Below are 23181 nucleotides of genomic sequence, written 5' to 3' on the forward strand. Positions count from 1 at the left end.
GCTCACGATCAAACTCGCGTATCGTCCGCCGCTGAGCACGAGGGAGTCCTATGCGGCTGTGGGCGCGGACGAGTGTCGCCATCATTTGCGCCGGTTATCTGATCGTCGCGGGCGCGCAAGCAACTATTTCAAACGCAGGGCCGTCACCGTACCCGCAGGCCGCGAAGGACTGGCCCGGAGAAGGGGTGATCCGTGTCTTCGGGTGGATGAAACAGAATCGCGAAAGTTTCTGGAAACAACGCGAGCGCAAGCAAGGTGCGTGGGTGTTGGCGGGCGACTCGTTACTGGGCAACTGGAAGACGTCGGAACGCGATCTGGCGCCGACGCCGACCGCGAACCGGGCCATCGGTGGCGATGTCAGTCGTGGGCTGCTGTTTCGCTTTCAGGAAGATGTGCTCGATCTGCATCCCAGCGGCATCGTCGTACTGATCGGCGGCAACGATCTGAGTGCTCAGCAGAAGACCGATCAGACCGCGCGCAACATCGACCGCATGCTCCAGGAGATCCGGTCGCAAAGTGCCGACCTGCCCGTGATCCTGTGCACGTTGCCGCCGCGGGATAGTGAGAAGGCGCCGATCAAGCCGTCGGAACTCACCAATCTCAACGCGAGCATTCGGGAGCTGGCGAAGAAGTACGGCAACGTCGAATTGCTCGATTTGTATCCACTGTTCTCGAGTGCCGATGGACAGCCGCAGCTGCAATTGCTCGCGGCGGATCGCTTGCATATCGGTGCAGCGGGCTACGAAGTGCTGGGCCGGGCGCTCAAGGCGAAGATTGAATCGATGAAGGCGGCCGCCAATGGCTAGCGTGCTACCGGCTCAATCGGAAAGCAGCGTGGCTCAAGGAGTGCGGCCTGAGGTCGCCAAGGCGCGGGACTCTCGGGGGACCAGTGCGTCGGCGACCGCGTTTCTGGATACGTTACGGTTCACGGCGGCCAACCTGGTGTTGTTGTCCCATATCATGGTGGTCTATTTCGACAACAAGATGACCTACAAGGGTCGCGGTGTGGCGGTCATCATTCTGTTCGTGCTGTCGGGATTCCTGATCACGCGCTCGTTGCTGTATCGAGCGAAGAAACCCGGCGAGCACATGCCCGCGTTTCTGGCGGATCGTGTCGCCAGGATCATGACGCCGCTCGTGCCGGTGGTGCTGTTGATCGCCGTGCTCAACGCCACGGTGATTCACACGCGCTGGAGCCTCGATGGGCTGAGCACGGGGTTCGTTGCCTTGGTCGGAAATCTGTTTCTCTTGTTCGACTATCCATTGTTCCAGTTGCTGGATCTCGCGCACTTTGATGTCTGGTGGCGCATCCGCCCGTACAACACTGCGGAACCGTTTTGGACAGTCGCAATCGAGTTCTGGATTTATATCGCCGCCAGCCTGCTGTTCTTCTGCGCGATCCGGCGCGAGCGGATTCGATTTGGCTGGGTGCTGTTGCTGGCGGCGATCAGCATTCCGGTGGTCATCTGGAATGCGGCGGATGGTGCGGGCAAGTCGTTGTCGCTCGTTTGGCTGGTGGGCGGCATGGCGGGATTTCTGGTTGTCTATATGGGCCTCGACGGCCCCGCCGCCCGTTCGAAGTTACTCGCTGCATTGATCGTCGCTTGCGGCGCCGCTGCCCTCGGTGCGCGCACCGTGAAACACGGGTTCGATCCATACGATCTGCAGACGGCGTTTCTGATGACCCTGATCTTCTTCGGCATCTTCCTCCGTCTCAACCAGGCGGCGACGGCATGGAAAATTCCCGCCGCTCTGGCCAGGTTTGGCGCCTCCTACAGTTACAGCCTGTACCTGGTCCACAACACCGTGATGGTCATCGTGTTCGAACATACCCACGGCTGGCCCAAGGCCGCCGCCATCGCCCTCGGCGTCGTCCTGGCGCATCTGGTGGCGCTGCTGGTGTATCACTCGTTTGAGAAACATCACCGCGCCGTCGGGACGTATCTTCGGCCGGTCTTTGCTCGGGCGCTGTTGCGCTCCAAGGAGCCTGTCGCTCAGGCGCAGGTCACTTCGCCTGCGGTGCCGGGCTGAGGCGTTTCGGCTCAACGAAGCCGCAACGCATTGCTGATCACCGATACAGACGAGAGACTCATCGCCAGCGCCGCGAGCATCGGATTCATCAGCCAGCCGGTGAAGGGATAGAGCAGCCCGGCGGCGATGGGAATGCCCAGCGCGTTGTAGCCGAAGGCGAATAACAAGTTCTGGCGGATGTTTCTTACGGTCACGCGGCTCAGGTGGCGGGCGCGGACGATGCCGGTGAGGTCGCCTTTCACCAAGGTGACTTGAGCGCTTTCCATGGCGATGTCGGTGCCGGTGCCCATGGCGATGCCGACGTCGGCGGCGGCGAGGGCGGGGGCGTCGTTGATGCCGTCGCCGGCCATGGCGACGCGGCGGCCTTGGGACTGCAGCCTGGCGATGACGTCGGCTTTGTCCTTGGGCTGAACTTCCGCGATGACTTCGTCGATGGCGAGATGTTTGGCGACCGCGCGGGCGGTGGCTTCGCTGTCGCCGGTGAGCATGACGAGTCGCAGGCCGTCTTGCTTCAAGGCCTGCAACGCGCTCGGCGTGGTGTCTTTGATGCTGTCGCCGATCGCAATCGCGCCCGCGAGTTGGCCATCGACGCTCAGAAAGACGACCGTGCGTCCTTCACTCCGCAATCCCGCGATTTGCTCGGTGAGTGCGTCCGTCGATGCGCCCACGCTGCTCATGAGCGCTTTGTTTCCTAACGCCAGCGCGTGGCCGTCGGCATTGCCGCGAACCCCCTGGCCGGTCACCGACTGAAATCCGGTGACATTGGCAAGTGGGGCGCCGCGTTGTTCGGCGCCGGTGACGATGGCGCGAGCCAGCGGATGTTCGCTCGAGCGATCGAGGGCGGCGGCCCAGCCCAGGACTTGCGATTCAGAATAGCCGTTCAACGCGATGACGCGATCGAGCGTTGGACGGCCCACTGTGATCGTGCCGGTTTTATCCAGCACGAGCGTGTCGATGTTCCGCAGGTTCTCGATCGCCTGCGCATCTCGAAACAACACGCCTTGCTGAGCGCCACGACCGCTCGCGACCATGATGGAAATGGGCGTGGCGAGTCCGAGTGCGCAAGGGCAGGCGATGATCAAAACGGCGACGGCGTTCACGAGCGCGTAGGCGAGCTTCGGTTCGGGGCCGACGAACCACCACACGATGAATGTCGCTACCGCGATGACGATCACCGCAGGCACGAACCAGGCGGCGACTTGATCCGCCAGTCGTTGCAGCGGAGCGCGCGAGCGCTGAGCTTGCGCGACCATCGTCACGATTTGAGAGAGCAGGCTTTCGGCGCCGACGCGTTCTGCTTGCACGATCAGGCTGCCGGTCTGGTTGATCGTCGCGCCGGTGACGGCATCGCCGGCGGATTTATCTACGGGCATGGGCTCACCCGTCAGCATCGACTCATCGACGCTGGAGTGGCCGTCAATCACGCGACCGTCGACCGGAATCTTCTCGCCGGGGCGAACGCGGAGTTTGTCGCCGGCGTGCACGTGGCCGAGAGGCACGTCGTTCTCTGTGCCATCCGCCTCGATGCGACGCGCGGTCTTCGGTGCGAGGCCCAGGAGTTGTCGGATCGCGGCGCTCGTTCGCCCACGCGCGCGAAGTTCGAGCCATTCGCCGAGCAGGACCAGCGTTACGATGGAGCTGGCCACTTCGAAGTACACGCCGACCATGCCGTGTCCGTCGCGGAGTTCGGCTGGGAAGAGCTGGGGAAGGAAGGTGGCGATCAGGCTGTAGCCGAAAGCGATACAAACGCCGAGGCCGATCAGCGTGTACATGTTCGGCGCGCGATTCACGATGCCCATCCAACCGCGTTTGTAATAATCCGCCGCGGCCCAGAGTACGACCGGTACGCTGAGGAGCATTTCGATCGTGCGCAGAAGGCGCGCGGTTGAATGTGATATCGCGAGATCGAGCATGTGCGGCGCCATCGCCAGGATGACGACAGGGATGCTCAGCGCGAGGGCGATCCAGAACTTCCGTTGAACGGCGCGCAGTTCGCTGTCGTCGACGTGTTCACTCGGAAGCTCAGGCTCGAGCGCCATGCCGCACTTGGGGCAAGTGCCCGGGCCGACCTGCCGGATCTCGGGATGCATGGGGCAGGTGTAGATCGTGCCCGCCGGCATCGGCGCGCTGCTCGCCGGCTGCGCGTGATGATGGCCATGATGCTCGTGCGAGCAGCATGCCGCTGGCGTCGCATGCACATGCGGCTTGGGCTGAAGCGCGGGTTCAGTCTGGCTCGCGGGCGAGCAGCACGCCTTGGGCGCAGGCGTGGCCGACGCGGGCGAGCAGCACGACGCCGCTTCGGGTTGCGTCGTCGGATGATGCTTGATGCTCACAGGCGCCGGGATCTGTTTGCCGGCAGTCGAGCAGCACGACTTCTCAGTCGCGCCATCTTGATCAGAGCTTGGATGCTGATGCTTGGTCATATCTCACTCCGCCGGCGGCAGGCCGGCGAGATCGGCAAGGATGGGACATTCCGGTCGCGAGTCGCCGTGACAGTGCCCGGCCAGCTGCGCCAATGCCGCGCGCATGGACTGCAGCTCGGCGATTTTCTCATCGAGGTCCGCGACATGTTTGATCGCGAGCCGCTTCACTTGTTCGCTGGCGCGGCGCTGATTGCGCCACAGCCCGAGCAGCGTCCCGATCTCTGCCATCGAAAAGCCGAGACCCCGGGCGCGACGGATGAAACGCAATGTATGAATGTCTGCGGCCGAGTAGACGCGATAGTCGCCCGCCGTGCGTGCGGCCTTGGGAATCAGCTCCAGCGCCTCATAGTGCCGGATCATCTTCGGGGTGATGCCCGACAGCTCGGCGGCCTTGCCGATGCTGTAGTAACCCTGATCCTTGGCTTCGGACAACTCCGCTGGCGCTTTGACAGAAGGCATGACGGTACTCATTCGTAACACACCGACATGATGAACCTTGCCATGGTGGTAAGGTCAAGCGATCGTCAGAAATTCCGACGTTTGCTATCTCGCTCCGATTCCGCAGGTACACTTTACTTACAAACAAGAGCGGGTGATTGCGCCGGACACGGCGCGCACGGAGGAGATCACGGTGGCGAGTTCGATGTGGCGTGCCTGCGTGGCTGCGTTCTATGCGTTTTTTCCTTGGGTCTCGCCGAGGCGGCGACGGGCGATTGGGATCGCTCTTATGGCGCCGAGGGTCATCTGTCGTTGACTGACTGGTTCACCGAGCCGGGTGGCTTTCAGCCCTCGACCTGGCAGCCTCAGGCCGACGGCAAGCTCCTGCTCGCGGGATGGGGTCACACCGCCAGCAGCGCGCAGAGCTATTGGGTCGTGCGCCTCAACGCGGATGGCACGCGCGATACCAGTTTCGGCGGTGGCGACGGTATCGCGACCCTCACATTCGGCAACTCGGGGTGGATCGATCTGGCGCTACAGGCGGATGGGCGAATCCTGTTCGTGGGAGGCGGAACCAGCTCGCAGGAGATCCGGCTGGTGCGCCTGAATACCGATGGCTCTCGCGACACCAGCTTTGCGACCGGCGGCGAGCTCGTGATCGGCGACACCCGGCGTATCGAAAACCCGCGCCTCGCGCTGGCGCCGGACGGCTCCGCAATCGTCCTGGCGAAAATCGGCACCAGCAATCAGACCATGAGGATGCTCGTTGCCAAAGCGACTTCCGCCGGCGTGCTCGATGCGTCGTTCGGCACCGGCGGGCTCACCGAAATCGTGCCACCTTTCACGGTGGTGGAAGCCGGCGCGCTGGCGGTGAACGGCAACGGTGTCATCGGGATCGGCGGCGCCTACAGGCAGTCCATTGGACGGATTCCATTCGTCGCGCGCGTGAGGAGCAACGGACAGCCGGACAGCGCGTTCGGCACCAACGGTGTCGTGGAGGTGCCCTTCTTCAACGGTGACGGCACGGTGGGCAGCGTGGCTGTCACCTCTGACGGCAAGGTCGTGGCGGCGGGCGAGGGCGGCGACAACAACGGCTGGCGGCAACGTTTCATTGCACGCTTCAATACAAATGGCGCACTCGATCCGACCTTCGGCAGCGGCGGTCGTATCGTCGCGAGCGGTACCTGGATCGCCTCCATGCTGCTCGAGCCCGATGGCAAGCTGGTGGTCGCCGGCGACGTCTCCGAACCGGTCTGGAATATCGGCTGGCTGGCCCGTTACAACGTCGATGGTTCTCCGGATGTGACGTTCGGTTTGCGGGGAAGCAGCCCCGTGGACTTCGCTGTGATGGCCGGCACGCGACTGCAGCGGCTCGATCGTCTGCATCGAGATGCAGATGGGAGTTATCGCGCCATCGTGATGGCTTGGCGGTACCGATAGAAGCTTCACGCTGGCTCGCTTCATGGGCAGCAGCGGCACCTCCGCCGGTGTCATCGGCATACGCACTGAAATCCAGTATCCGCCCGATCAGACCCTCCGGGTGACCGAAGACGACACCTCCATGCCGCTGCGGGTCTATCGCTCGGGCGGGACGGATGGCACCGTCAGTGTGCAGTACCGAGTGGTGGGTTTGACCGCGACTGCCGGTCAGGACTTCGTCGCCGATCCGGGCACCGTCACCTTCAACCCGGGCGAAGCCAGCAGAGTCATCTACGTTCCCATCCTCGAAGACTCACTCGTGGAGAGTGCCGAGGATCTCTATGTGGAATTGTTCGCCCCGACCGCTGGCGCGACGCTGTCGCGCTCGCGCGCGGATTTTGGCATCACCGACGACGACCGCGTCAGCTCGCCGGCGCAGCCGGGCGTCGGCATTTCAAGTGATGTCACGGTGAATGAGGGCGCCGGCACGGCAACGCTGACCGTGACGTTGGCCGAGCCGCCCAACCAGAATTTCAACGTCTCGTATTGGCTCAGAGACGGTACCGCGACCAGTCACGATTTCTCCGGCGGCTCGACGACGATGACATTGACGTGGGTGGCGGGTGACTCCGCGCCAAAGCAGATCGTCATTCCGATCGTCGACGACAGTCTCGATGAGATTGACGAGACGTTCATGGTGTACGTGTCGAACGATCAGGGCTCGGAGAAGCGCGCCTCCGCGAGTGCGCGCGTTACCATCGTGGACAACGATCCGACGCCAGCCGGCCAGAGCGGGCCGACGGCGCAGGGGATTCAATTCTCGGCAACCTCGCTGACCGTGCATGAGGGCGGGTACAGCGTTCCGCTGACATTGTCGCGCGTCGGTGGCAATCACGGAAAATTGGACGTGAACTGTGCGTACGTTGCAGGGTCTGCAACCGAGCCCGACGATTACCTCCGGCTCGAGATTGGCACAAGCTGGGAGGACGGCGCGGACGCCGCCAGGAATTTCGAGATCCATCTCAATGGCGATACCCAGGTCGAGGCGAATGAAACATTCACCCTGCGGTGTTCGCCGCGCATGGGGCTCGTCGATCTCACGCCGGTCGACGTGACTGTCACCATCGTCGATGACGACGTGGCCAGCGGGACGCCGGCGCGCGTCGAGTTCGTCAGTGCGACTCAATCGGTGAACGAGAATGTCACATCGGTGACGTTGCAAGTCGCGCGCTCGGGCAATACCTCGATCGCGTCGAGCGTCGAGTACACGACGCTTGCGGGCACGGCCGCCAGCGGAGATTTCACAGCGGCATCGGGAACGCTCACGTGGGCGGCGAACGATGTCTCGACCAAGCTCATCACGGTCGCGCTGACGCCGGATGCTGTCGATGAGTCGGACGAAAGCTTCACCGTCTCATTGCGGAATGCTTCCGCGGGGACCGAATTGGGCGTCGCGACCGCCACGGTGACCATCGTCGATGACGATGGAGCGGCGTCGACTCCCTCGAATTCGGGCGGCGGCGGTGGAGGCCAGGAAAGCTGGCTCGCTCTGCTGCTATGGGCGACGCTCGTCGCGATTCGCCGGCGGGCCTAGGCGATCGCCTCATGATTCGGGAAGGGGGGATGATGAACCTTGCCATGGTTGCAAGGTCAAGGTCGCGCTTGGCGTCGAGTCGGATGCTCGGGAGTTCGCGCTGCATCACGCTTTGTTCGCGCCGCTCCTCGCACAATTGTTCGTCGTTCATTGATGAAGGATTGTGTGGTGAGAGTGCACGGTTGGGTGATGAGCGCGGTGGCGCTCGCGTTGGCGGGTTGTAACGGCAGCAATGGCAGTGACTATAAGAATCTGACGTTTTCCGCGGGTGTCGGCGGCACGGTCACGGGTTTGGAGGGAGAGGTCACGCTGGTTTTGAATGGCGCCGAGTCGCTGCGGGTTTCCGCCGACGGCGCCTTCCGCTTTTCCCGCATGTTGACTGCGCAGACCGCATATTCAGTCACTGTCGGTTCGCAACCGGCCGGGCAGAACTGTTCCGTGACCAACGGCACAGGCACGATGGCCAACTCGACGATCAACAACATCGTCGTCAGCTGCGCGGCCAGCACGCATCCGCTCGGTGGCCACATCTCGGGCCTCATCGGCACCATCACGTTGGCCAACGGCAGCGAGGTCTATACGACCAGCACCGATGGCACGTTCGAGTTCGACACGCCCGTCGAGGAGGGCGCCGCTTATTCCGTCAGCGTTCAAGCTCAGCCCGCGACCCAAACCTGCTCGGTCAGCCACGGCGCCGGGACGATGGGCGGGAGCGCGATCGACAACGTCACGGTCGTTTGCTCGACCCATACCTTCGCCGTCGCGGGTTCGGTGAGCGGTCTGATGGGCACTGTCCTGATTCGTAACAACGGCGGCGATGAGCTGGCCCTCAGCAGCAACGGCGCCTTCGAATTTCCCATCGCCATCGCGCATGGCAGCCCTTACGCCGTCACGATTCAAGCTCAGCCCGCGACGCAGACGTGCAGCGTGAGTCACGGCACAGGCACGGTCACTGGCGATGTCAGTGACGTAGCGATCGTGTGCTCGAACAACGGCTTCAATCTGGGCGGTCTCGTCTCTGGATTGCACGGCACCGTCGTCCTGCAAAACAACGGCGCGGACGATCTGTCGATCAACAACGACGGTCCCTTCACCTTCTCGACCGGTGTCGCGCAGGGCAGTCCTTATAACGTGACCGTGTTCACGCAGCCTGCCTCGTCCACCTGCGTTGTGAGCAACGGCTCAGGCGTGATGGGCTCGACTGACATTGCCAACGTGACGGTCAATTGCTCGCTCAACGCCACGACGCTGTCGGTCGTTGCCGATACCGTGGTCCCGGTGCACACCGGCTCCGGCCTGCTCACCGTCACGAATACGGGCTCCAGCACCGCGGTGAATATCGGGATAGACCTGCCCCCGGGTTGGACGAGCGTCGTCGTCGATGCTTCGGATTGCGTCGACCTCGCGCCGGGCGCCTCGTGCAATCTGGAGTTCACTTCGTCGGCGCCGTACGTGGCGAAGGATGGCATCGAGATCACGGCGGACAATGTGTCCTCGCCGCCGACCACGACGCTGGGTTTCTCCATCGACAGCTACCTGGTGTTCGCGGTCGAGTCCGCGAGCGCTGCCACGGTGATCGACAACAACACCCAGGGCAATTTGCAGTGGGCGGATTTGCAGGGATCGACGACCGCAAACAGCCTCACCAACGGCAAGGCGAATACGCTGACGGCGGTTGCCGAGCTGTCGCTCGATGCGATCGCGGCCAAAGCCTGTAACAACAGCGCCGAGGGTGGCGCCGCTCCGGGCACCTGGTATCTGCCGGCGATCTGTCAGCTGTCCAGCTCCAGCAGCTGGGCGAGCTGCCCGGCGGGCCTGCCGAATATCTGGGACAACTTGTTCCGGTTCGGCTTGAACCCGGTCGCGCAGGGCACGTATTGGAGCTCCACGGATTCGAGTTTTCCCGGTGCCTGGAATGCTCAACTGACCGGCAGCTCGCCGGTGGAGATGCAGGACGTCAAGCCGAACTCGGCGGCAGTGGTCTGCGTCCGTTCGATGTCGTATTGAGGGCGAGTCCCGGCCCCTGTCCTGAAAGGGACAGGGGCCGGGACCGATCCGAACGTTTTATTGAATCGTAAAGACCAGCGTCGAATTGCCGCGACGGATGGTCAGCGCGAAAGCCGTCGCGCCATTCACTGCCTGACGCAGTTGGTCCACCGTGCTGATGCGCACGCGGCCGATCGCAAGAATCACGTCGTTCGCGCGCAGGCCTGCCTGCTGAGCCGGGCTGCCTTCGATGACGTTCTCCACCAGCACGCCGGCATTGTTTGCAGCGTTGGTCAGCGCGGCACCTTCCAGCGCCGGATGAATCTGCGCGGCGCCTTCAGCGTCAGCGCCATCGCGCTCGCCGATCACTGCACTCACACGACGCGGCTTGCCTTCGCGAATCAGACCGAGCTCGACCTTCTCGCCGATGCGCAGCAGGCCGATGGTGTTTCTCAGCTCGCCCGCGTTGGCGACGTTGCGGCCGTTGATCGAGGTGATCACGTCACCGGCCTTGATGCCCGCCTTGTCGGCCGGCGAGCCTTCGATGACCTGCGACACCAGCGCGCCACGCGCATTGTCGAGGCCGAGGTTTTCAGCGATGCCCGGCGTGAAGTTGTTGGAGAGCTGCACGCCGAGCATGCCGCGTTTGACTTCGCCGTACTGAACGAGCTGCGCCATCACGGCCTTCACCATGTTGGACGGGATGGCGAAGCCGATGCCGATGTTGCCGCCGCTGCCGGAGAAGATGGCGGTATTCACGCCGACCAGCTGGCCCTTGAGGTCGACCAGCGCGCCGCCGGAATTGCCCGGGTTGATGGGCGCGTCGGTCTGGATGAAGTCCTGATACGACTCCGGGTTGTTGTCGGAGCGGCCGAGCGCGCTGATGATGCCGGAGGTGACCGTGTGGCTGAGCGCGAAGGGATTGCCGATCGCGAGCACGAAATCGCCGACTTCAGCTTTGGAGGAATCGGCCAGCGGCATCTCGACCAGATTCCTGGTCGGGACCTTCAGCACCGCGACATCGGAGGCCTTGTCGCGACCGACGATTTCGGCCTTGACCTGGCGGTCGTCGAGCAGCGTCACGGTGATCTCATCGGCGTTCTCGATCACGTGCGCGTTGGTGATGATGTAGCCGTTCTTGGCATCGACGATGACGCCCGAGCCGGCGCTCTGGAATTGTCGCTCGCGCGGCCCCACATCTGGAGCATCGAAGAAGCGGCGGAAGAACGGATCTTCCAGCAACGGATTGCGCGGCCGCTGTTCCTTGACCGTGCCCCGGGTGGCGATATTCACCACCGCCGGCGAAGCCTTTTTGACGATGGGTGCCAGCGACGGCATCGGCGTGTCGCCGACCTTTTCCGGCAGTTGGGCGGCGGAACCCACGTTGTAGAGCAGAGCCGTCGCGGCCAACAGCGCGTAAACCTGTCTCATGAAGCAATCCTACTTTGGAGCATGAACGGCTGAGCGGCCGCCCTTGTGAAGACCAACGGTGATGTTATGGGTTCGATGTCAGGCCCGGATTCTATGGTGACTGGCAACTCCCGTGCATATCCCTGTGCGCAGCCCGGTGGGCAGGATGTGGATAACTTGTGGGCTTACCGTTGATGGTCGGTGGACACAAGATGTTGTGGTTTGCCGCGTTTGCGGAGATACTGGCGTTCTCTTTTCGGCAGCGCCGAAATCCTCCCGCAAAACCTCGCAAGCCCTTGAACTATACGGGCTTTCCGAGCCTATTTTTCGCAGGAGGGTTTCTTGACGGCTTCATGACATGGGTCTAGGCTCGTGCCCCTGACACAATATGTAGTGTCTCGCCGCGGAAAGAAAAACATGACCGGCGAGCTCGCTGCGCAGGTCAGATATGGACCGCCTGCTTGGGCTTGAAGGGGCCTGGGGGGAGGGAGTTATGGGACGTCAGTTGGGGACGATTGGCTCCCGCTCGCAATCCGGAGTTCTTTGCCGGCATGAAGACCGCAATCAAACTTGAGCCCATGGATGTCAACAGCATTCCGTTCCAGGAAGCCTCGCTGGATATCTGGGACAAAAAATATCGACTCTCCGCGAAAGACGGCACGCCCGTCGATCGCTCGATGGACGACACCTATAAACGGGTCGCCCGTGCCCTCGCCGACGTCGAGAAAGACGACGTGCGCGACACCTGGTACGAACAGTTTCTCTGGGCCCTGCGCAAGGGCGCGATTCCGGCCGGCCGCGTCACGTCGAACGCCGGCGCGCTGGAGCACAAGCCCGCCACTTCCACGATCAACTGCACCGTGTCCGGCACCATTCTGGACTCGATGGATGACATTCTCGCGAAGGTCCACGAAGCGGGCCTGACGCTGAAGGCCGGCTGCGGCATCGGTTACGAATTCTCGACCATGCGCCCCAAGGGGGCGTATGTCTCCGGCGCCGGCGCATACACGTCGGGCCCGCTCTCGTTCATGGATATCTACGACAAGATGTGCTTCACCGTGTCGTCGGCCGGCGGCCGTCGTGGCGCGCAGATGGGCACGTTCGATATCGGCCATCCGGACGCGATGGATTTCATCCGCGCCAAGCGCGAAGCCGGCCGGCTGCGTCAGTTCAACCTGTCGCTGCTGATCACCGACGATTTCGTCGAGGCGGTGAAGAAAGATCAGGATTGGCAGCTGGCCTTCCCGGTTAGCCAGCGCGAGCTGGAGGGCGATGAGAACCTGCAGGACAAGACCCAGTACCTGTGGCGCGAGTGGCCGACCAAGGAAGGCTATGTCGTGAACGACACCGGTCTGGTCTGCTGCAAGATCTACAAGACCCTGCCCGCCAAGCGCATGTGGGACGTCATCATGTCGTCCACCTATGACTTCGCCGAACCGGGCTTCGTGCTCATCGACAAAGTCAACGAAATGAACAACAACTGGTGGTGCGAAAACATTCGCGCCACCAATCCTTGCGGCGAGCAGCCGCTGCCGCCGTACGGCTCGTGCCTGCTCGGCTCGATCAACCTGACGCGCTTCGTGCTCGATCCGTTCACCGAAGACGCGCGCTTCGATTGGGAAGAGTTCCGCAAGGCCGTGAAAGTGTTCACGCGCATGCTGGACAACGTGGTCGAGATCAACGGTCTGCCGCTCGGGCAGCAGCGCGACGAGATCATGCGCAAGCGTCGCCATGGCATGGGCTTCCTGGGCCTGGGCTCGGCGATCACCATGCAATGCATGAAGTATGGTTCGAAGAAGTCGGTCGCGTTCACGCAGAACGTGTCGCGCGAAATGGCGCTGGCGGGCTGGGAAGCGGGCCTCGAGCTCGCCCGTGAGAAGGGCCCGGCCCCAATCATGGTCGAAGAGTTCGAGGTCACGCCGGAGATGCTCCGCAAGCGTCCCGAAATGGTGAAGGACGGCTGGCGCGTCGGCCAGAAAGTTCACGGCCGCACGTTGCACGCCAGGTACAGCCGCTACATGCAGCGCGTCGCCGAAGCCGCGCCGGAGCTGGTCGATGAGCTGGCCGAAGTCGGTGCGCGCTTCACGCATCACAGCTCGATCGCGCCGACCGGCACGATTTCGCTGTCGCTGGCGAACAATGCTTCGAATGGCATCGAGCCGTCGTTCGCACATCACTACTTCCGCAACGTGATCCGCGAAGGCAAGAAGAGCAAGGAGAAGATCGACGTGTTCTCCTTCGAGCTGCTGGCCTATCGCGAGCTGATCAATCCGCGCGCGATGCCGAACTCGAATGTTCCCGCCGAGAAGCTGCCCGAGTACTTCACTACGGCCGACAACATCACGCCGAAGGAACATGTCGACATCCAGGCGGCCTCGCAGCTGTGGATCGACTCCTCGATCTCCAAGACGGCGAACGTGCCGACGGATTATCCGTACGAGGATTTCAAGAACATTTATCTGTATGCCTACGAGCAGGGCCTGAAGGGCTGCACCACGTTCCGGTTCAATCCGGAAGCGTTCCAGGGCGTGCTGGTCAAGGAAGAGGACCTGAAGAACACGACCTACGTGTTCACGCTGGAAGACGGCACCGAAGTGAAGGTGCGTGGCGATGAAGAGATCGAGTACGACGGCGAGAAACACACCGCCGCCAATCTCTTCGACGCGCTCAAAGAAGGCTACTACGGGAAATTCTAACGAGTTGTCGGCGGCGCGCGCGGAGCGCGCTGCCGCCGCACTGGAAGCAGGTTGAAACCATGAGCTCCAAGATCGACAAGAAAATCGTCAAGTACCGGGTCGAGAAGCCCGAGGACCGGGCCGCGGCCGAAAAGGCCGCCGCCGAAGCCGCGCAGGCCAAGGAGCGCAAGGAAGAATCGAACGTCGTCTGGATGCACGAGAAAGTCGAGCGTCCGGACGTACTGATCGGCTCGACCTACAAGATCAAGACGCCGGTGTCGGATCACGCCATGTACGTGACCATCAACGACATCATCCTGAACGAAGGCACCCGCCACGAGCAGCGCCGCCCGTTCGAGATCTTCATCAACTCCAAGAACCTGGATCATTTCCAATGGATCGTGGCGTTGACCCGGATTCTCTCGGCCGTGTTCCGCAAGGGCGGCGACGTGACCTTCCTGGTCGACGAAATGAAAGCCGTGTTCGATCCTCGCGGCGGCTACTGGCAGACCGGCGGCAAATTCATGCCGTCCATCATCGCCGAGCTGGGCTACGTGGTCGAAAAGCATCTGCAGACCATCGGCCTGCTGAAGAAGCCGGAAATGGAAGAGGAACGCAGGAAGCTCATCGAGGAGAAGAAGGCTGAATACGAAGCGCGCAACAAGCAGCAGGACGCCTTCGCCAAGAGCCACTTCCCCGAGGGCGCGCAGCTGTGCTCCAAGTGCAGCACCACCGCCGTGGTGCTGATGGACGGCTGCATGACCTGCCTGAACTGCGGCGACTCGAAGTGCGGATGAGCACTGTCGCCTGATACCAGTTTGATTGACGGCCTTGGGGACTACCCGCGCCGACCACCTGCGCCCCGCCTCGTGCGGGGCGTTTTCTTTTTGAGCGGACTGGACGGCGTTTGAATCTGAAGGCTAACCCCCGAACACACGCGGGTGGTTTTTCTTGACCCACGTGACCGTCTCGTTGATCAAGCGATCCGCCCACTTGATGGCGCGTTCGACCTGTACTTCATCGGCCAATTGCATGTTGCCCTTGTATGTCACGTCGTTCCTGGCTTGACTCATGGCTTTAGCCTCGGCTACGGCTCCGCCCTTGAACCCGAGCGTCGTAAGCAGGTGCTGGAAGGATTCGGCATGGTGTCCCTCTCCTCTGGTCTGCTGTCTGTTGAGTTCGAGCACCGCTAATGCACAGTGGAGGCCTGCATCATAGGCAGCAAGAAATCGACGATAAGGTGTAATTACTTTCTTGTCCGCACGGGCATCCTGTAGATCAAGAACCGCTTGATGCAGGAGGTTTCTGGCCTTCTCGATATTGATATGGCGTTGTTGAGTCAGATCTGCCATGGCACCTCTCCGATCAGGTCAATCCGAGGATTGGCCAGGATGCTGCGGGCCACGGCCTCGCCCTTGTCGAGATCCGCGATGAACACGGCCGTGCCCAGGAACTGCGGGCTGATCTCGTGCGAGAACTTGAGGCCGGTTTCTTGGAGCGACGTACGAATGTCCCATTCATCTTCCGCAGAGGCGCCGAGAATCAGTACGTCGATGTCGCTCTTCTCATGGGTTTGACCGCGTGCAAAGGAGCCGAAGACACAGGCGTAGTCGATCGATTTGAAGCGCCGAAGTTTGGATCGCAGCATTGCAATGAACTCGCTGTCCTGTCGAAGCAGCAAAAACAAGTGCTTCAATCGGGGATCCTCGAATGGAGCTCGATACTCCACGCCCCGTGGGGATTCTTGAACGCTCACGAGCCGGGCTTTGACAAGGTCGTTCAGGGTCTTATGGACCGAGCCGTAGGGAATCCCGGCCAGGCGGGCGAGCGCTCGCGGCGGATAGGTGTCCTTGGGGTCGGCCTGGGTGTAGAGCCACTGCACGATACGGGCTTTTGCACCGCTCCCGAACAGGGATGCCACCATGGGGCTGATTGAATTTTTTCCTTTAGATGCTTTGGCTTGCATGGCATCAGTGTAGCTACCTTTTGTAGCGATTGGCTACTAAAGGTAGTCGTTCACTACGAAAGGTAGTCATTGGGTCACGGGCCTTCTGCGCAAAGTGTGCACGGCGTGGAGCGGCAAATTTTTGTATGCCGTCGCTCTATGCGGCCTATTCGTGTAAATCGCGGGCCGATTTTGTGGAGGCTCAGTATGCGTGAGCCGCTTGGGCGCGCAGCGGAGATTACGCGCTCCGTGTATGGAGGTAGTTCGTGCTTCGTTACGAAGGTTTGCAGCCGACCGTGCCTGTGCTGCCTTTAGCGGATCTGTACTCGGATGACCGCGCAAGAGACCTCGCTATGATCGTTTTATTTTTCTGCGCACCTCGCGTACCGTCACGCGCATGCCGCTAAAACTCCTGACGCTGAACATCGAGCACGATCGTCATCTCGATCGGGTGGCGCAGACGATTGCCACGCATCTGCCTGACATCGTCTGTTTACACGAAGTGTTTGAGAAAGATTGCGCGACGCTGGCGGCTGTGGGCGATTACCAGGTGAAGTACGCCATCAGCACGCTCATGCCGGAGAGAAGCGGCGGTGGCAGCAGTCCGCGCAGTTGGGGGGTGGCTGTGCTGACGCGCGTGCCGGTGCATGCTCAAACCGTCGCCTACTATGCCGACGATCCGCGCATCCGGATCTTCGCTCAGCCGAACGATCCGCGGCGGCTCTTGGTCATGACTGAGATCGATCACGAGGGGCGGAGCTACAAGATCGGCTCCACTCATTTCACCTGGTCGATGGACGGCGAAACCACCGACGAACAGCGCGCGGATTTCGCCAGGCTCAAGCAGGCGCTGCTGCCCTATCCAGACTATGTGCTGTGTGGCGACTTCAACGCGCCGCGCGGCAGAGAAATGTTCGCCCTGTTCACCGACGAGCTGGGGCTCATCGATCACCTACCCGCCGATGTCACCACCACGATCGATGCGCAGTTCCACTATGCCGGCGCGCTCGAGTACGCGGTCGATACGATTTTCGCCACGCCGGAGTATCGGCTGACGGACGTGCAGGTGCTCGAGGGGATCAGCGATCACAAGGGCATATTGGCGAGCGTCGAGCGGCGGGCGCCGTGAAGGAATCACCTCGGAATTTGCGGCGAGCAGGCAGGTCAATCACCTCATGCGCGTGGGTGTAGGGGCGTAAGCGTGAAAACCCTGGTTTTAGTCCTCGACCTCGCGGGCACCTTCGTCTTTGCCCTGGCCGGCGCGACGGCGGGCGCGCGCAGGCAGCTCGATATCTTCGGCGTTCTGGTGCTGGCGTTTGCGGCCGCATGCGCGGGTGGCATCGTGCGTGATGTATTGATTGGCGCTACGCCGCCGGGAGCGATTACCGATTGGCGATTCCTGGCGGCATCGGTGCTGGCGGGGGTCATTGCGTTCAAGTGGCATGCGGCGATCGAGCGCATGGCGAATCCGGTTCGAATGTTCGATGCCGCGGGGCTCGCGTTGTTTGCAGTCGCGGGCACTCAAAAGGCGCTGGCGTACGAACTCAATCCGGTGATGGCGGCGCTGCTCGGCATGCTCACGGGGATCGGCGGTGGTGTCGTTCGCGACGTGTTGCTGGCACAGATTCCGTTGGTGCTCCGGGCTGAGCTCTACGCAGTGGCGGCGTTGGGTGGTGCGACGGTGGTCGTGTTGGGCGATCAGTTCGGCGCGCCGCCGGTGCCCGCGGCATTGTGTGGGGCGGCTTTTTGTTTTGTCTTGCGCGTGCTGGCCATCAGGCGGGGCTGGCAGTTGCCGAAGGCGCTTCAGCAGCCCGCGGGCGCCGCCGGCGAAAAGCCCGCGAGCGAGCGCAAAGACGCCAGGCTGTAGCGATTGTCGTCACCAGGAATGAGCTAGTATTCAGCGGCATTTTGTCGCTCAGGATCCGGCATGTCCGCATTCGACCTGTTCAAGCGAGTCTCCAAGGCACCGACCAATCCGCACGTCAGTCCCGCCCGCCGGACCTTCGACATCGCCGATCTGTATCGCGGGCCGGTGGTCATCGCCGATGACAAAGCCGAGGGTCAGGAGCTGGCGCTGGATGAGAAGCTGCGCCAGGCCTACTTCTGGATCGTCAACACGGCCATCATCAGCCCGCACTACGACATCGAGTACAACGAAGAGCCGCCGCAGGAATTCAGCATCGGCGATCACAAGAGCCGGCTGACGCTGCCCACCGGGCAAAGTTATTCCAGCTTCGTGCTGTTGCCGCTGCTCACATTCGCCCTGCGTCGCAAGTGCCTGCTGATCGGCGGGCCGGGGCGCGGCAAGACCGCCAGCGCAATTCTGATGGGCGTGCTGGGCGGCTACTCATTGAAAGACGTGCGGCGCTCGATGCTTCACGGTCACCCGCAGATGACCACGGCCGACCTGCTCGGCAATCCACTGCCGGCCGATCTCATCAACGCGCAGAAGGTCGAAGACATCCGCATCGCCTGGCGCAAGTGGCTGTCGATGCGTGTGAAGATCGTGGACGAATACAACCGCATTCCGACACGCACCCAGAGCGCGCTGCTCACCGTGATGGGCGACAACTACGCCGAGCTGCTTGACCAGATTCACGAATGTCCCGAATCGGCATGGTTCCTCACCGCCAACGACGAGCAGGGCGGCGGCACGTATCAGGTGATCGAAGCGTTGCGCGATCGTATCGACGTGATCGTACAGGCGCTGTCCTTCAATCCGCGTTTCCTGGGGCAGCTGCTGACCCGGATCGAGGAAGGCATTCGTCCGGAAGAGGCGATGCCCAAAGAAATCGTGTTCACGGAAGCGCAGATCGATCGCATGGGGGCGCAGATTCGCGCCATCCAGTTGAGTCCGGAAGTGCGCCGGCGCATCGAGTTCTTCTCGAGTCAGTTCGAGTTCTGCGATGTCGCCGCCGAGCAGTTCGAATACAAAACCAAGGACACGGCGCGGCTGGCCGGAGTCGAGTGGCACACACTGACTGCGCAGGAAACCGGCAAGGATCGGCTCAAGGATCTCGGCGCGCAGTCGAAGAACGGCATCTCCGTGCGCATGTTGATGACCTTGCTTCTCTATGCCAAGGCGATGGCGTTCTTCCGTGGTAACCCCGCAGTGGAACTGAGCGATGTTCGCCAGATCCTGCCGTTCGTATTCCACGACAAGCTCATCCCGGACATCGACGCGCCGTTCTTCGAAAGCGCCGGCAACGCCATGTTCCGCAGCGATCGCGTCGGCTGGTTGCGCCGGCTGTTCGATCTTTCGTGTGCCGAGTACGAACGACTGAATCTCGACCAGGACGATGCGGTGCTGGCGCTCACCACTCAGTTCGATCGCGGTCTGGAGGGCTTGAGCGAGAGCGACACGCGCCAGCAGTTGTTTCAGATCGAGCGCACCGTCAATGAGCTGATCAAAGGACAGAAGCTGTACGGTCACTTATATGACGACCTGCTCAAGCTGAAGTATCTGCATCAGCGTTACACCAATTATCTGCGCTGGCTGCGCGCGGGTTGACGATGATCAGCGCTCCTCTCGCCGAGGCGTTACAGGCGCGACGTGCGGATTTCAACGCGCGCTTCAGGCTCGCCGCGCAACGCTATCCGCAGCTCGATGGTCAGGAGCTGCTGCGATTCATTGCCGATGCGGTCGAGCCACTCGCACAGGCGGTTCATGCAAATCATCCTGATGCCGTCGGTGATGTTGTCAGTGTCGCGTACGACTGCTCGCTGCAACTGGTAGGGCAGCGACTGTCGCTCGATGCGGGTCGCTATGGCGCGATTCCTGAAACCTGGCGCGAGGTGTTGCCGCCAGCGGCTGGCCTGATCGCCTCTCAGCCCGCGCGTGTAATGGCGTCGCTAACGAATGCGGCCCATCAACTCGCAAGCACGGAGTCCGCCGACGTGAATCGATGGGTGCGCGCGTTGAAGGGCATCGCATCTCAATGCGCAACGCCGGACGAGTTATTAATGGTGGGGCAGGTGGGCGCGTGGCAATGTGGGCTGGCGCACTATCGCGAGGGTGCACTCGGCGCGATTCCGTCGCTGCCGACCAAACTTGCGTGCACGGTGCTGGGTATCGAGTCGAAACAATTTGAACCCGTGCTTCGGCGATTGCAGGAAGATCGCTGGTTCGATCCCGCGCACCCGAATGCAGAGTCGTTACGCATCGTGCGCAGCGCCGGCGCGTTTCGTGGTTTCGGCGGCCCATTCCTGCAGCCGCCTTTGCTCAAAAGCGCGGACAGCGGCTGGCTCGTGCAGAGTGCCGATGACTATTGGTTCCTGGTCGCGGACGCATTCGGCGCGACACTTCATCGCAGTACCGCCGAAGAGTGGCGTGCGCAGCCGGCGAAGAAAGAAGAACACGTCGGCACGCGAGTGGTCTACAACGGCAAGTCGCTCGATATGCCGGGCGCGGGCCCCATCACCAGCAGCGGATCGAGCACGGGCGCGATTGCCTGTACGTTCGCTCATTCGCATCAGATCGTGCTGGTCGCGCTGAAGTAACTATCGTGCTCAACGACGAGCCACTTTCACGGTTACGCGAACGCTGGACGGCGGCCTGGCCGAAAGCGCTCGCTGCGTGGAGCAGGCACGTCGTGCTTCATGCGCCGTCTTTGTGTGCGGACGATCGTGAAGCGGAGCAGGAAGGGCTGACCGAGAGCTTCGCGATGATCCGTCTGGCGGATCAGTCCATCATCATCAATCTCGCGGCTATCGAACGGCACGGGCTCGGCGATTACGCCGAAGAAATCCTGGCGCACGAGATCGGCCATCATGTCCTGGCGCCGGCGAATCTGACGGATCACGCTCGTTCGCTCGCGCGTATCCGACAGGCGCTGCCGACGCTGGAAGCGCATGCGCCGATGATTGCTAACCTGTTCACCGATCTGCTGATCAACGATCGGTTGCAGCGGAGTGCCGAGCTGCGGCTCGCCGAGGTGTTCAAGAAGCTGACCCTCGACAAGAGGGAAGCGGGCGGAACCCTGTGGCGAATCTATCTGCGGACCTACGAGTTGCTGTGGTCGCTGGAGCGCGGCTCGCTGGCCGATGGCAAGTTGAGCGCGGAAGCCGAGGGTGATGCGTGGCTGGCGATGCGCATCGTTCGTCACTATTCGCGCAACTGGATCGAAGGCGCGGCGAAGTTTGCGATGTTGATGTTGCCGTATCTCGCCAAGGACGCGCTCGACGCGAGTGCCGCCCGCGCCTGGCACGACACGCGCGCGGCTGGAGCGGGCGGTGAGCCGTCAGGGTTGGCGGAAGCGGATGAGAATGATGGCAAGCCGATGGTGCATCCGTCGCGTGATCCGGAAATCACCGGACATGAAGGGCCGGGTTCGCAAACGGAGTCGAAGAAAACACTTGAAGCGGCGACTCAAAACCGGCCCGGCGGGCAGACTCGCCAGCCGTTCGAATACGGTGAGATTCTGCGCGCCGCCGGCGTGACTCTAAGCGATCACGACATCGCCGTCTCGTACTACCGCGAGAAGGCCGCGCCTCATTTGATTCGGTTCCCGGCGCGGCGCAAGCCGGCGAGCCTCGATCCGTTGCCGGAAGGCATCGAGCCGTGGCAAATGGGCGAGTCCTTCGACAGCATCGATTGGCTGCAAACCATCATGCAGAGTCCGAGGATCGTTCCCGGCATGACGACGGTGCAGCGGGTGTGGGGAGTGTCGCCAGGTGCCGAGCCGGCCAGCGTGCCGCTGAATCTGGACGTATTCATCGACAGCTCGGGCAGCATGCCCAATCCGCAGCAGTTTTTGTCTTTTCCGACTTTGGCGGGCGCGATCCTGTGTCTGTCGGCGCTGCGGGCCGGAGCGAGGGTCAAAGTCACGGTTTGGAGCGGCAAGAATCAAGTGACATCGACGCCGGGTTTCGTTCGCGATACCCAGGAAGTCATGCGCGCCTTGATCAGTTACTACGGTGGCGGGACACAGTTTCCGCTGCACGAGCTGCGCGAGACGTATCTTGAAACGAAGCGCGCGCTCAATCCCACGCATCTGCTGTTCATCTCCGACGACGGCATCACGACGATCTTCGATAAGGATGAGCGCGGACACGAGGGTTGGGATTTGTTTCGCGCGGCCCTGGCCAAGGCCGCCGGCGGTTCGACTTTTGTCTTGAATCTGGGCAAGGAGTGGGAGACCGCTCAGTACGCCTTCCCGCATCGGGAGCTGTTGATTCGCGCTCGTGATGAGCTCGGCATTCGCATCGCTCGTATCGAAGATTGGGAACAACTGGTGGAATTCGCGCGGGACTTCGCGAGAACCGTCTATCAACCGGCGGAGCCGTCCGCGAGAGCGACGGCATGATCGTCATCTGGCGCGTCACGACTCATTGCAATCTCGGCTGTGGCTACTGCGCCTATGATCGCAATCTGCCGTTCGAGCGCGCCGACGTCGATGAGGGCACGGTGCTGCGGATGGCGCGGTTGTTCTCTGAGTATCAATCGCGAACCGGCGCTACGGTGATGATCAGCTGGCTGGGCGGTGAGCCGCTGCTCTGGAAGCCGCTCGCGTCAGTGTCGAAGATGCTGTCCAAGGAGCTTGGCTTGCAGCTCAGTGCAACGACCAATGGCACCGCGCTGAAGTCAGCGGCACTGCGCTCGATGATCGCCGACGACTTCGCCGAGCTGACCGTGAGCGTCGACGGGCCAGCAGCCTTTCACGACCGCGTCCGGCGCTGGCCGGGCGGGTTCGAGCACCTGCGATCCGTGGTCACACAGTTGCGGGCCGACACGCAGAGTCGCGAACGCAGGCTGCGCTTGCGAGTGAATACAGTGTTGATGGCGAAGAACATTCACCTGTTCGGTGAGCTGTGCGAGCAGCTGATCTCGTGGGGCATCGATGAGATCACGTTCAACCAGCTCGGCGGCAACGATCGGCCGGAGTTTTATCGGGAGCATCGTCTGCGCCCCGAGGACGTTGAGACGCTGACAAAGATGCTGCCCCGATTGCGGGACCGACTCTGGGCGCATGGCATTCGACTCAGCGGTGGCTCGCAGTACTTGCATCGGTTCCGAGCCAGCGCGTCGGGCGAGCGATTGCGCGTCGATAGTTGCAATCCGGGTAAGAAGTTTCTGTTCATCGATGAGCGCGGCCAGGTCGCTCCGTGCAGCTTCACGCTGGCGGACTACGATGTGCATGTCGACGAACTGCGCTCAGTCGAGGATTTGATGACGTTGCACAGTCGCTATGAGCAGCGCCGGTCGCATTGGTGCGATGATTGTCCCAGCACCCAGGTCTTCGAGAAGTTCGTGGCGTAACC

The 23181-nt window shown here is 62.1% G+C and carries 18 protein-coding genes; 13 read left to right on the forward strand and 5 right to left on the reverse strand.

The annotated features are described in order from the left end of the window. Positions 1 to 50 precede the first annotated feature (50 nt). Both EKO19_RS11455 and EKO19_RS11460 read left to right on the forward strand, forming a co-directional pair. Complete coding sequence (locus tag EKO19_RS11455) at positions 51 to 806, forward strand: GDSL-type esterase/lipase family protein (protein WP_129776549.1); 756 nt, start codon at positions 51 to 53, stop codon at positions 804 to 806. Beyond that, on the forward strand, positions 799 to 2031 hold the full coding sequence (locus EKO19_RS11460; protein ID WP_129776550.1) for an acyltransferase family protein: 1233 nt from the start codon (positions 799 to 801) through the stop codon (positions 2029 to 2031). The genes EKO19_RS11455 and EKO19_RS11460 overlap by 8 nt, the downstream gene beginning before the upstream one ends. Before the next feature lie 11 nt (positions 2032 to 2042). Here the strand turns inward: EKO19_RS11460 and EKO19_RS11465 are convergent, their stop codons facing one another. Together EKO19_RS11465 and cueR are read right to left on the reverse strand one after the other, a co-directional pair. Next, positions 2043 to 4454, reverse strand: coding sequence for a copper-transporting P-type ATPase (locus EKO19_RS11465; protein ID WP_281281053.1), 2412 nt, complete (start codon positions 4452 to 4454; stop codon positions 2043 to 2045). A gap of 3 nt (positions 4455 to 4457) precedes the next feature. After that, positions 4458 to 4913 carry a Cu(I)-responsive transcriptional regulator gene (gene cueR / locus EKO19_RS11470; protein ID WP_129776551.1) on the reverse strand — a complete coding sequence of 152 codons (456 nt, stop codon included), beginning with the start codon at positions 4911 to 4913 and terminating at the stop codon, positions 4458 to 4460. 225 nt (positions 4914 to 5138) lie between these two features. Between cueR and EKO19_RS11475 the strand changes: the two genes are divergently transcribed. From EKO19_RS11475 to EKO19_RS11485, 3 genes are all read left to right on the forward strand, one after another. Further along, complete coding sequence (locus tag EKO19_RS11475; RefSeq protein WP_175597033.1) at positions 5139 to 6332, forward strand: hypothetical protein; 1194 nt, start codon at positions 5139 to 5141, stop codon at positions 6330 to 6332. Positions 6333 to 6354: 22 nt separating this feature from the next. Beyond that, positions 6355 to 7905, forward strand: coding sequence for a Calx-beta domain-containing protein (locus tag EKO19_RS11480; protein WP_129776553.1), 1551 nt, complete (start codon positions 6355 to 6357; stop codon positions 7903 to 7905). A gap of 168 nt (positions 7906 to 8073) precedes the next feature. Continuing rightward, on the forward strand, positions 8074 to 9912 hold the full coding sequence (locus EKO19_RS11485; protein ID WP_157995225.1) for an NEW3 domain-containing protein: 1839 nt from the start codon (positions 8074 to 8076) through the stop codon (positions 9910 to 9912). Between the two features lie 57 nt (positions 9913 to 9969). Here EKO19_RS11485 and EKO19_RS11490 read toward each other — a convergent pair whose 3' ends face one another. Then, on the reverse strand, positions 9970 to 11322 hold the full coding sequence (locus EKO19_RS11490) for a Do family serine endopeptidase (RefSeq protein ID WP_129776555.1): 1353 nt from the start codon (positions 11320 to 11322) through the stop codon (positions 9970 to 9972). A gap of 530 nt (positions 11323 to 11852) precedes the next feature. Here EKO19_RS11490 and EKO19_RS11495 point away from each other — a divergent pair. Further along, positions 11853 to 13997, forward strand: coding sequence for an adenosylcobalamin-dependent ribonucleoside-diphosphate reductase (locus tag EKO19_RS11495; protein ID WP_246038876.1), 2145 nt, complete (start codon positions 11853 to 11855; stop codon positions 13995 to 13997). Positions 13998 to 14056: 59 nt separating this feature from the next. Next, complete coding sequence (locus tag EKO19_RS11500; RefSeq protein ID WP_129776556.1) at positions 14057 to 14773, forward strand: TSCPD domain-containing protein; 717 nt, start codon at positions 14057 to 14059, stop codon at positions 14771 to 14773. A 123-nt stretch (positions 14774 to 14896) separates the two neighbouring features. On the opposite strand, the gene EKO19_RS11505 is transcribed toward EKO19_RS11500, so the two are convergent. Beyond that, the gene (locus tag EKO19_RS11505) at positions 14897 to 15328 is read right to left on the reverse strand and encodes a hypothetical protein (RefSeq protein WP_129776557.1); all 432 of its coding nucleotides are present in this window, start codon (positions 15326 to 15328) and stop codon (positions 14897 to 14899) included. Next, positions 15316 to 15942 (reverse strand): nucleotidyltransferase domain-containing protein, encoded by a 627-nt coding sequence (locus tag EKO19_RS11510; protein WP_129776558.1) that lies wholly within the window; start codon positions 15940 to 15942, stop codon positions 15316 to 15318. Before EKO19_RS11510 ends, EKO19_RS11505 begins: the two co-directional genes overlap by 13 nt. A gap of 376 nt (positions 15943 to 16318) precedes the next feature. Between EKO19_RS11510 and EKO19_RS11515 the strand changes: the two genes are divergently transcribed. The 6 genes from EKO19_RS11515 to EKO19_RS11540 all read left to right on the forward strand — a co-directional run bounded on the left by EKO19_RS11515 (position 16319) and on the right by EKO19_RS11540 (position 23179). Beyond that, complete coding sequence (locus tag EKO19_RS11515; protein WP_129776559.1) at positions 16319 to 17050, forward strand: endonuclease/exonuclease/phosphatase family protein; 732 nt, start codon at positions 16319 to 16321, stop codon at positions 17048 to 17050. Positions 17051 to 17122: 72 nt separating this feature from the next. Then, a complete protein-coding gene (locus EKO19_RS11520) occupies positions 17123 to 17788 on the forward strand; it encodes a trimeric intracellular cation channel family protein (protein WP_129776560.1) in 666 nt (221 codons plus the stop codon). A 60-nt stretch (positions 17789 to 17848) separates the two neighbouring features. Continuing rightward, positions 17849 to 19432 carry an AAA family ATPase gene (locus EKO19_RS11525; RefSeq protein ID WP_129776561.1) on the forward strand — a complete coding sequence of 528 codons (1584 nt, stop codon included), beginning with the start codon at positions 17849 to 17851 and terminating at the stop codon, positions 19430 to 19432. A gap of 2 nt (positions 19433 to 19434) precedes the next feature. Next, positions 19435 to 20421 (forward strand): hypothetical protein, encoded by a 987-nt coding sequence (locus tag EKO19_RS11530; RefSeq protein WP_129776562.1) that lies wholly within the window; start codon positions 19435 to 19437, stop codon positions 20419 to 20421. Between the two features lie 5 nt (positions 20422 to 20426). Next, a complete protein-coding gene (locus EKO19_RS11535) occupies positions 20427 to 22226 on the forward strand; it encodes a vWA domain-containing protein (RefSeq protein ID WP_129776563.1) in 1800 nt (599 codons plus the stop codon). Beyond that, positions 22223 to 23179 carry a radical SAM protein gene (locus EKO19_RS11540; RefSeq protein ID WP_129776564.1) on the forward strand — a complete coding sequence of 319 codons (957 nt, stop codon included), beginning with the start codon at positions 22223 to 22225 and terminating at the stop codon, positions 23177 to 23179. The genes EKO19_RS11535 and EKO19_RS11540 overlap by 4 nt, the downstream gene beginning before the upstream one ends. The last annotated feature ends 2 nt before the right edge of the window (positions 23180 to 23181 follow it).

Origin of the sequence: Peristeroidobacter soli (assembly GCF_004138485.1) — a bacterium.
Classification (GTDB): domain Bacteria; phylum Pseudomonadota; class Gammaproteobacteria; order Steroidobacterales; family Steroidobacteraceae; genus Steroidobacter; species Steroidobacter soli.

What these genes read in the sequence shown, in the direction of transcription:
- EKO19_RS11455 (WP_129776549.1), top strand. Translation starts at nt 51, where the DNA reads ATGCGGCTGTGGGCGCGGACGAGTGTCGCCATCATTTGCGCCGGTTAT.
- EKO19_RS11460 (WP_129776550.1), top strand. Translation starts at nt 799, where the DNA reads ATGGCTAGCGTGCTACCGGCTCAATCGGAAAGCAGCGTGGCTCAAGGA.
- EKO19_RS11465 (WP_281281053.1), bottom strand. Translation starts at nt 4,454, where the DNA reads ATGACCAAGCATCAGCATCCAAGCTCTGATCAAGATGGCGCGACTGAG.
- cueR (WP_129776551.1), bottom strand. Translation starts at nt 4,913, where the DNA reads ATGCCTTCTGTCAAAGCGCCAGCGGAGTTGTCCGAAGCCAAGGATCAG.
- EKO19_RS11480 (WP_129776553.1), top strand. Translation starts at nt 6,355, where the DNA reads ATGGGCAGCAGCGGCACCTCCGCCGGTGTCATCGGCATACGCACTGAA.
- EKO19_RS11490 (WP_129776555.1), bottom strand. Translation starts at nt 11,322, where the DNA reads ATGAGACAGGTTTACGCGCTGTTGGCCGCGACGGCTCTGCTCTACAAC.
- EKO19_RS11495 (WP_246038876.1), top strand. Translation starts at nt 11,853, where the DNA reads ATGAAGACCGCAATCAAACTTGAGCCCATGGATGTCAACAGCATTCCG.
- EKO19_RS11500 (WP_129776556.1), top strand. Translation starts at nt 14,057, where the DNA reads ATGAGCTCCAAGATCGACAAGAAAATCGTCAAGTACCGGGTCGAGAAG.
- EKO19_RS11505 (WP_129776557.1), bottom strand. Translation starts at nt 15,328, where the DNA reads ATGGCAGATCTGACTCAACAACGCCATATCAATATCGAGAAGGCCAGA.
- EKO19_RS11510 (WP_129776558.1), bottom strand. Translation starts at nt 15,942, where the DNA reads ATGCAAGCCAAAGCATCTAAAGGAAAAAATTCAATCAGCCCCATGGTG.
- EKO19_RS11515 (WP_129776559.1), top strand. Translation starts at nt 16,319, where the DNA reads ATGCCGCTAAAACTCCTGACGCTGAACATCGAGCACGATCGTCATCTC.
- EKO19_RS11525 (WP_129776561.1), top strand. Translation starts at nt 17,849, where the DNA reads ATGTCCGCATTCGACCTGTTCAAGCGAGTCTCCAAGGCACCGACCAAT.
- EKO19_RS11530 (WP_129776562.1), top strand. Translation starts at nt 19,435, where the DNA reads ATGATCAGCGCTCCTCTCGCCGAGGCGTTACAGGCGCGACGTGCGGAT.
- EKO19_RS11540 (WP_129776564.1), top strand. Translation starts at nt 22,223, where the DNA reads ATGATCGTCATCTGGCGCGTCACGACTCATTGCAATCTCGGCTGTGGC.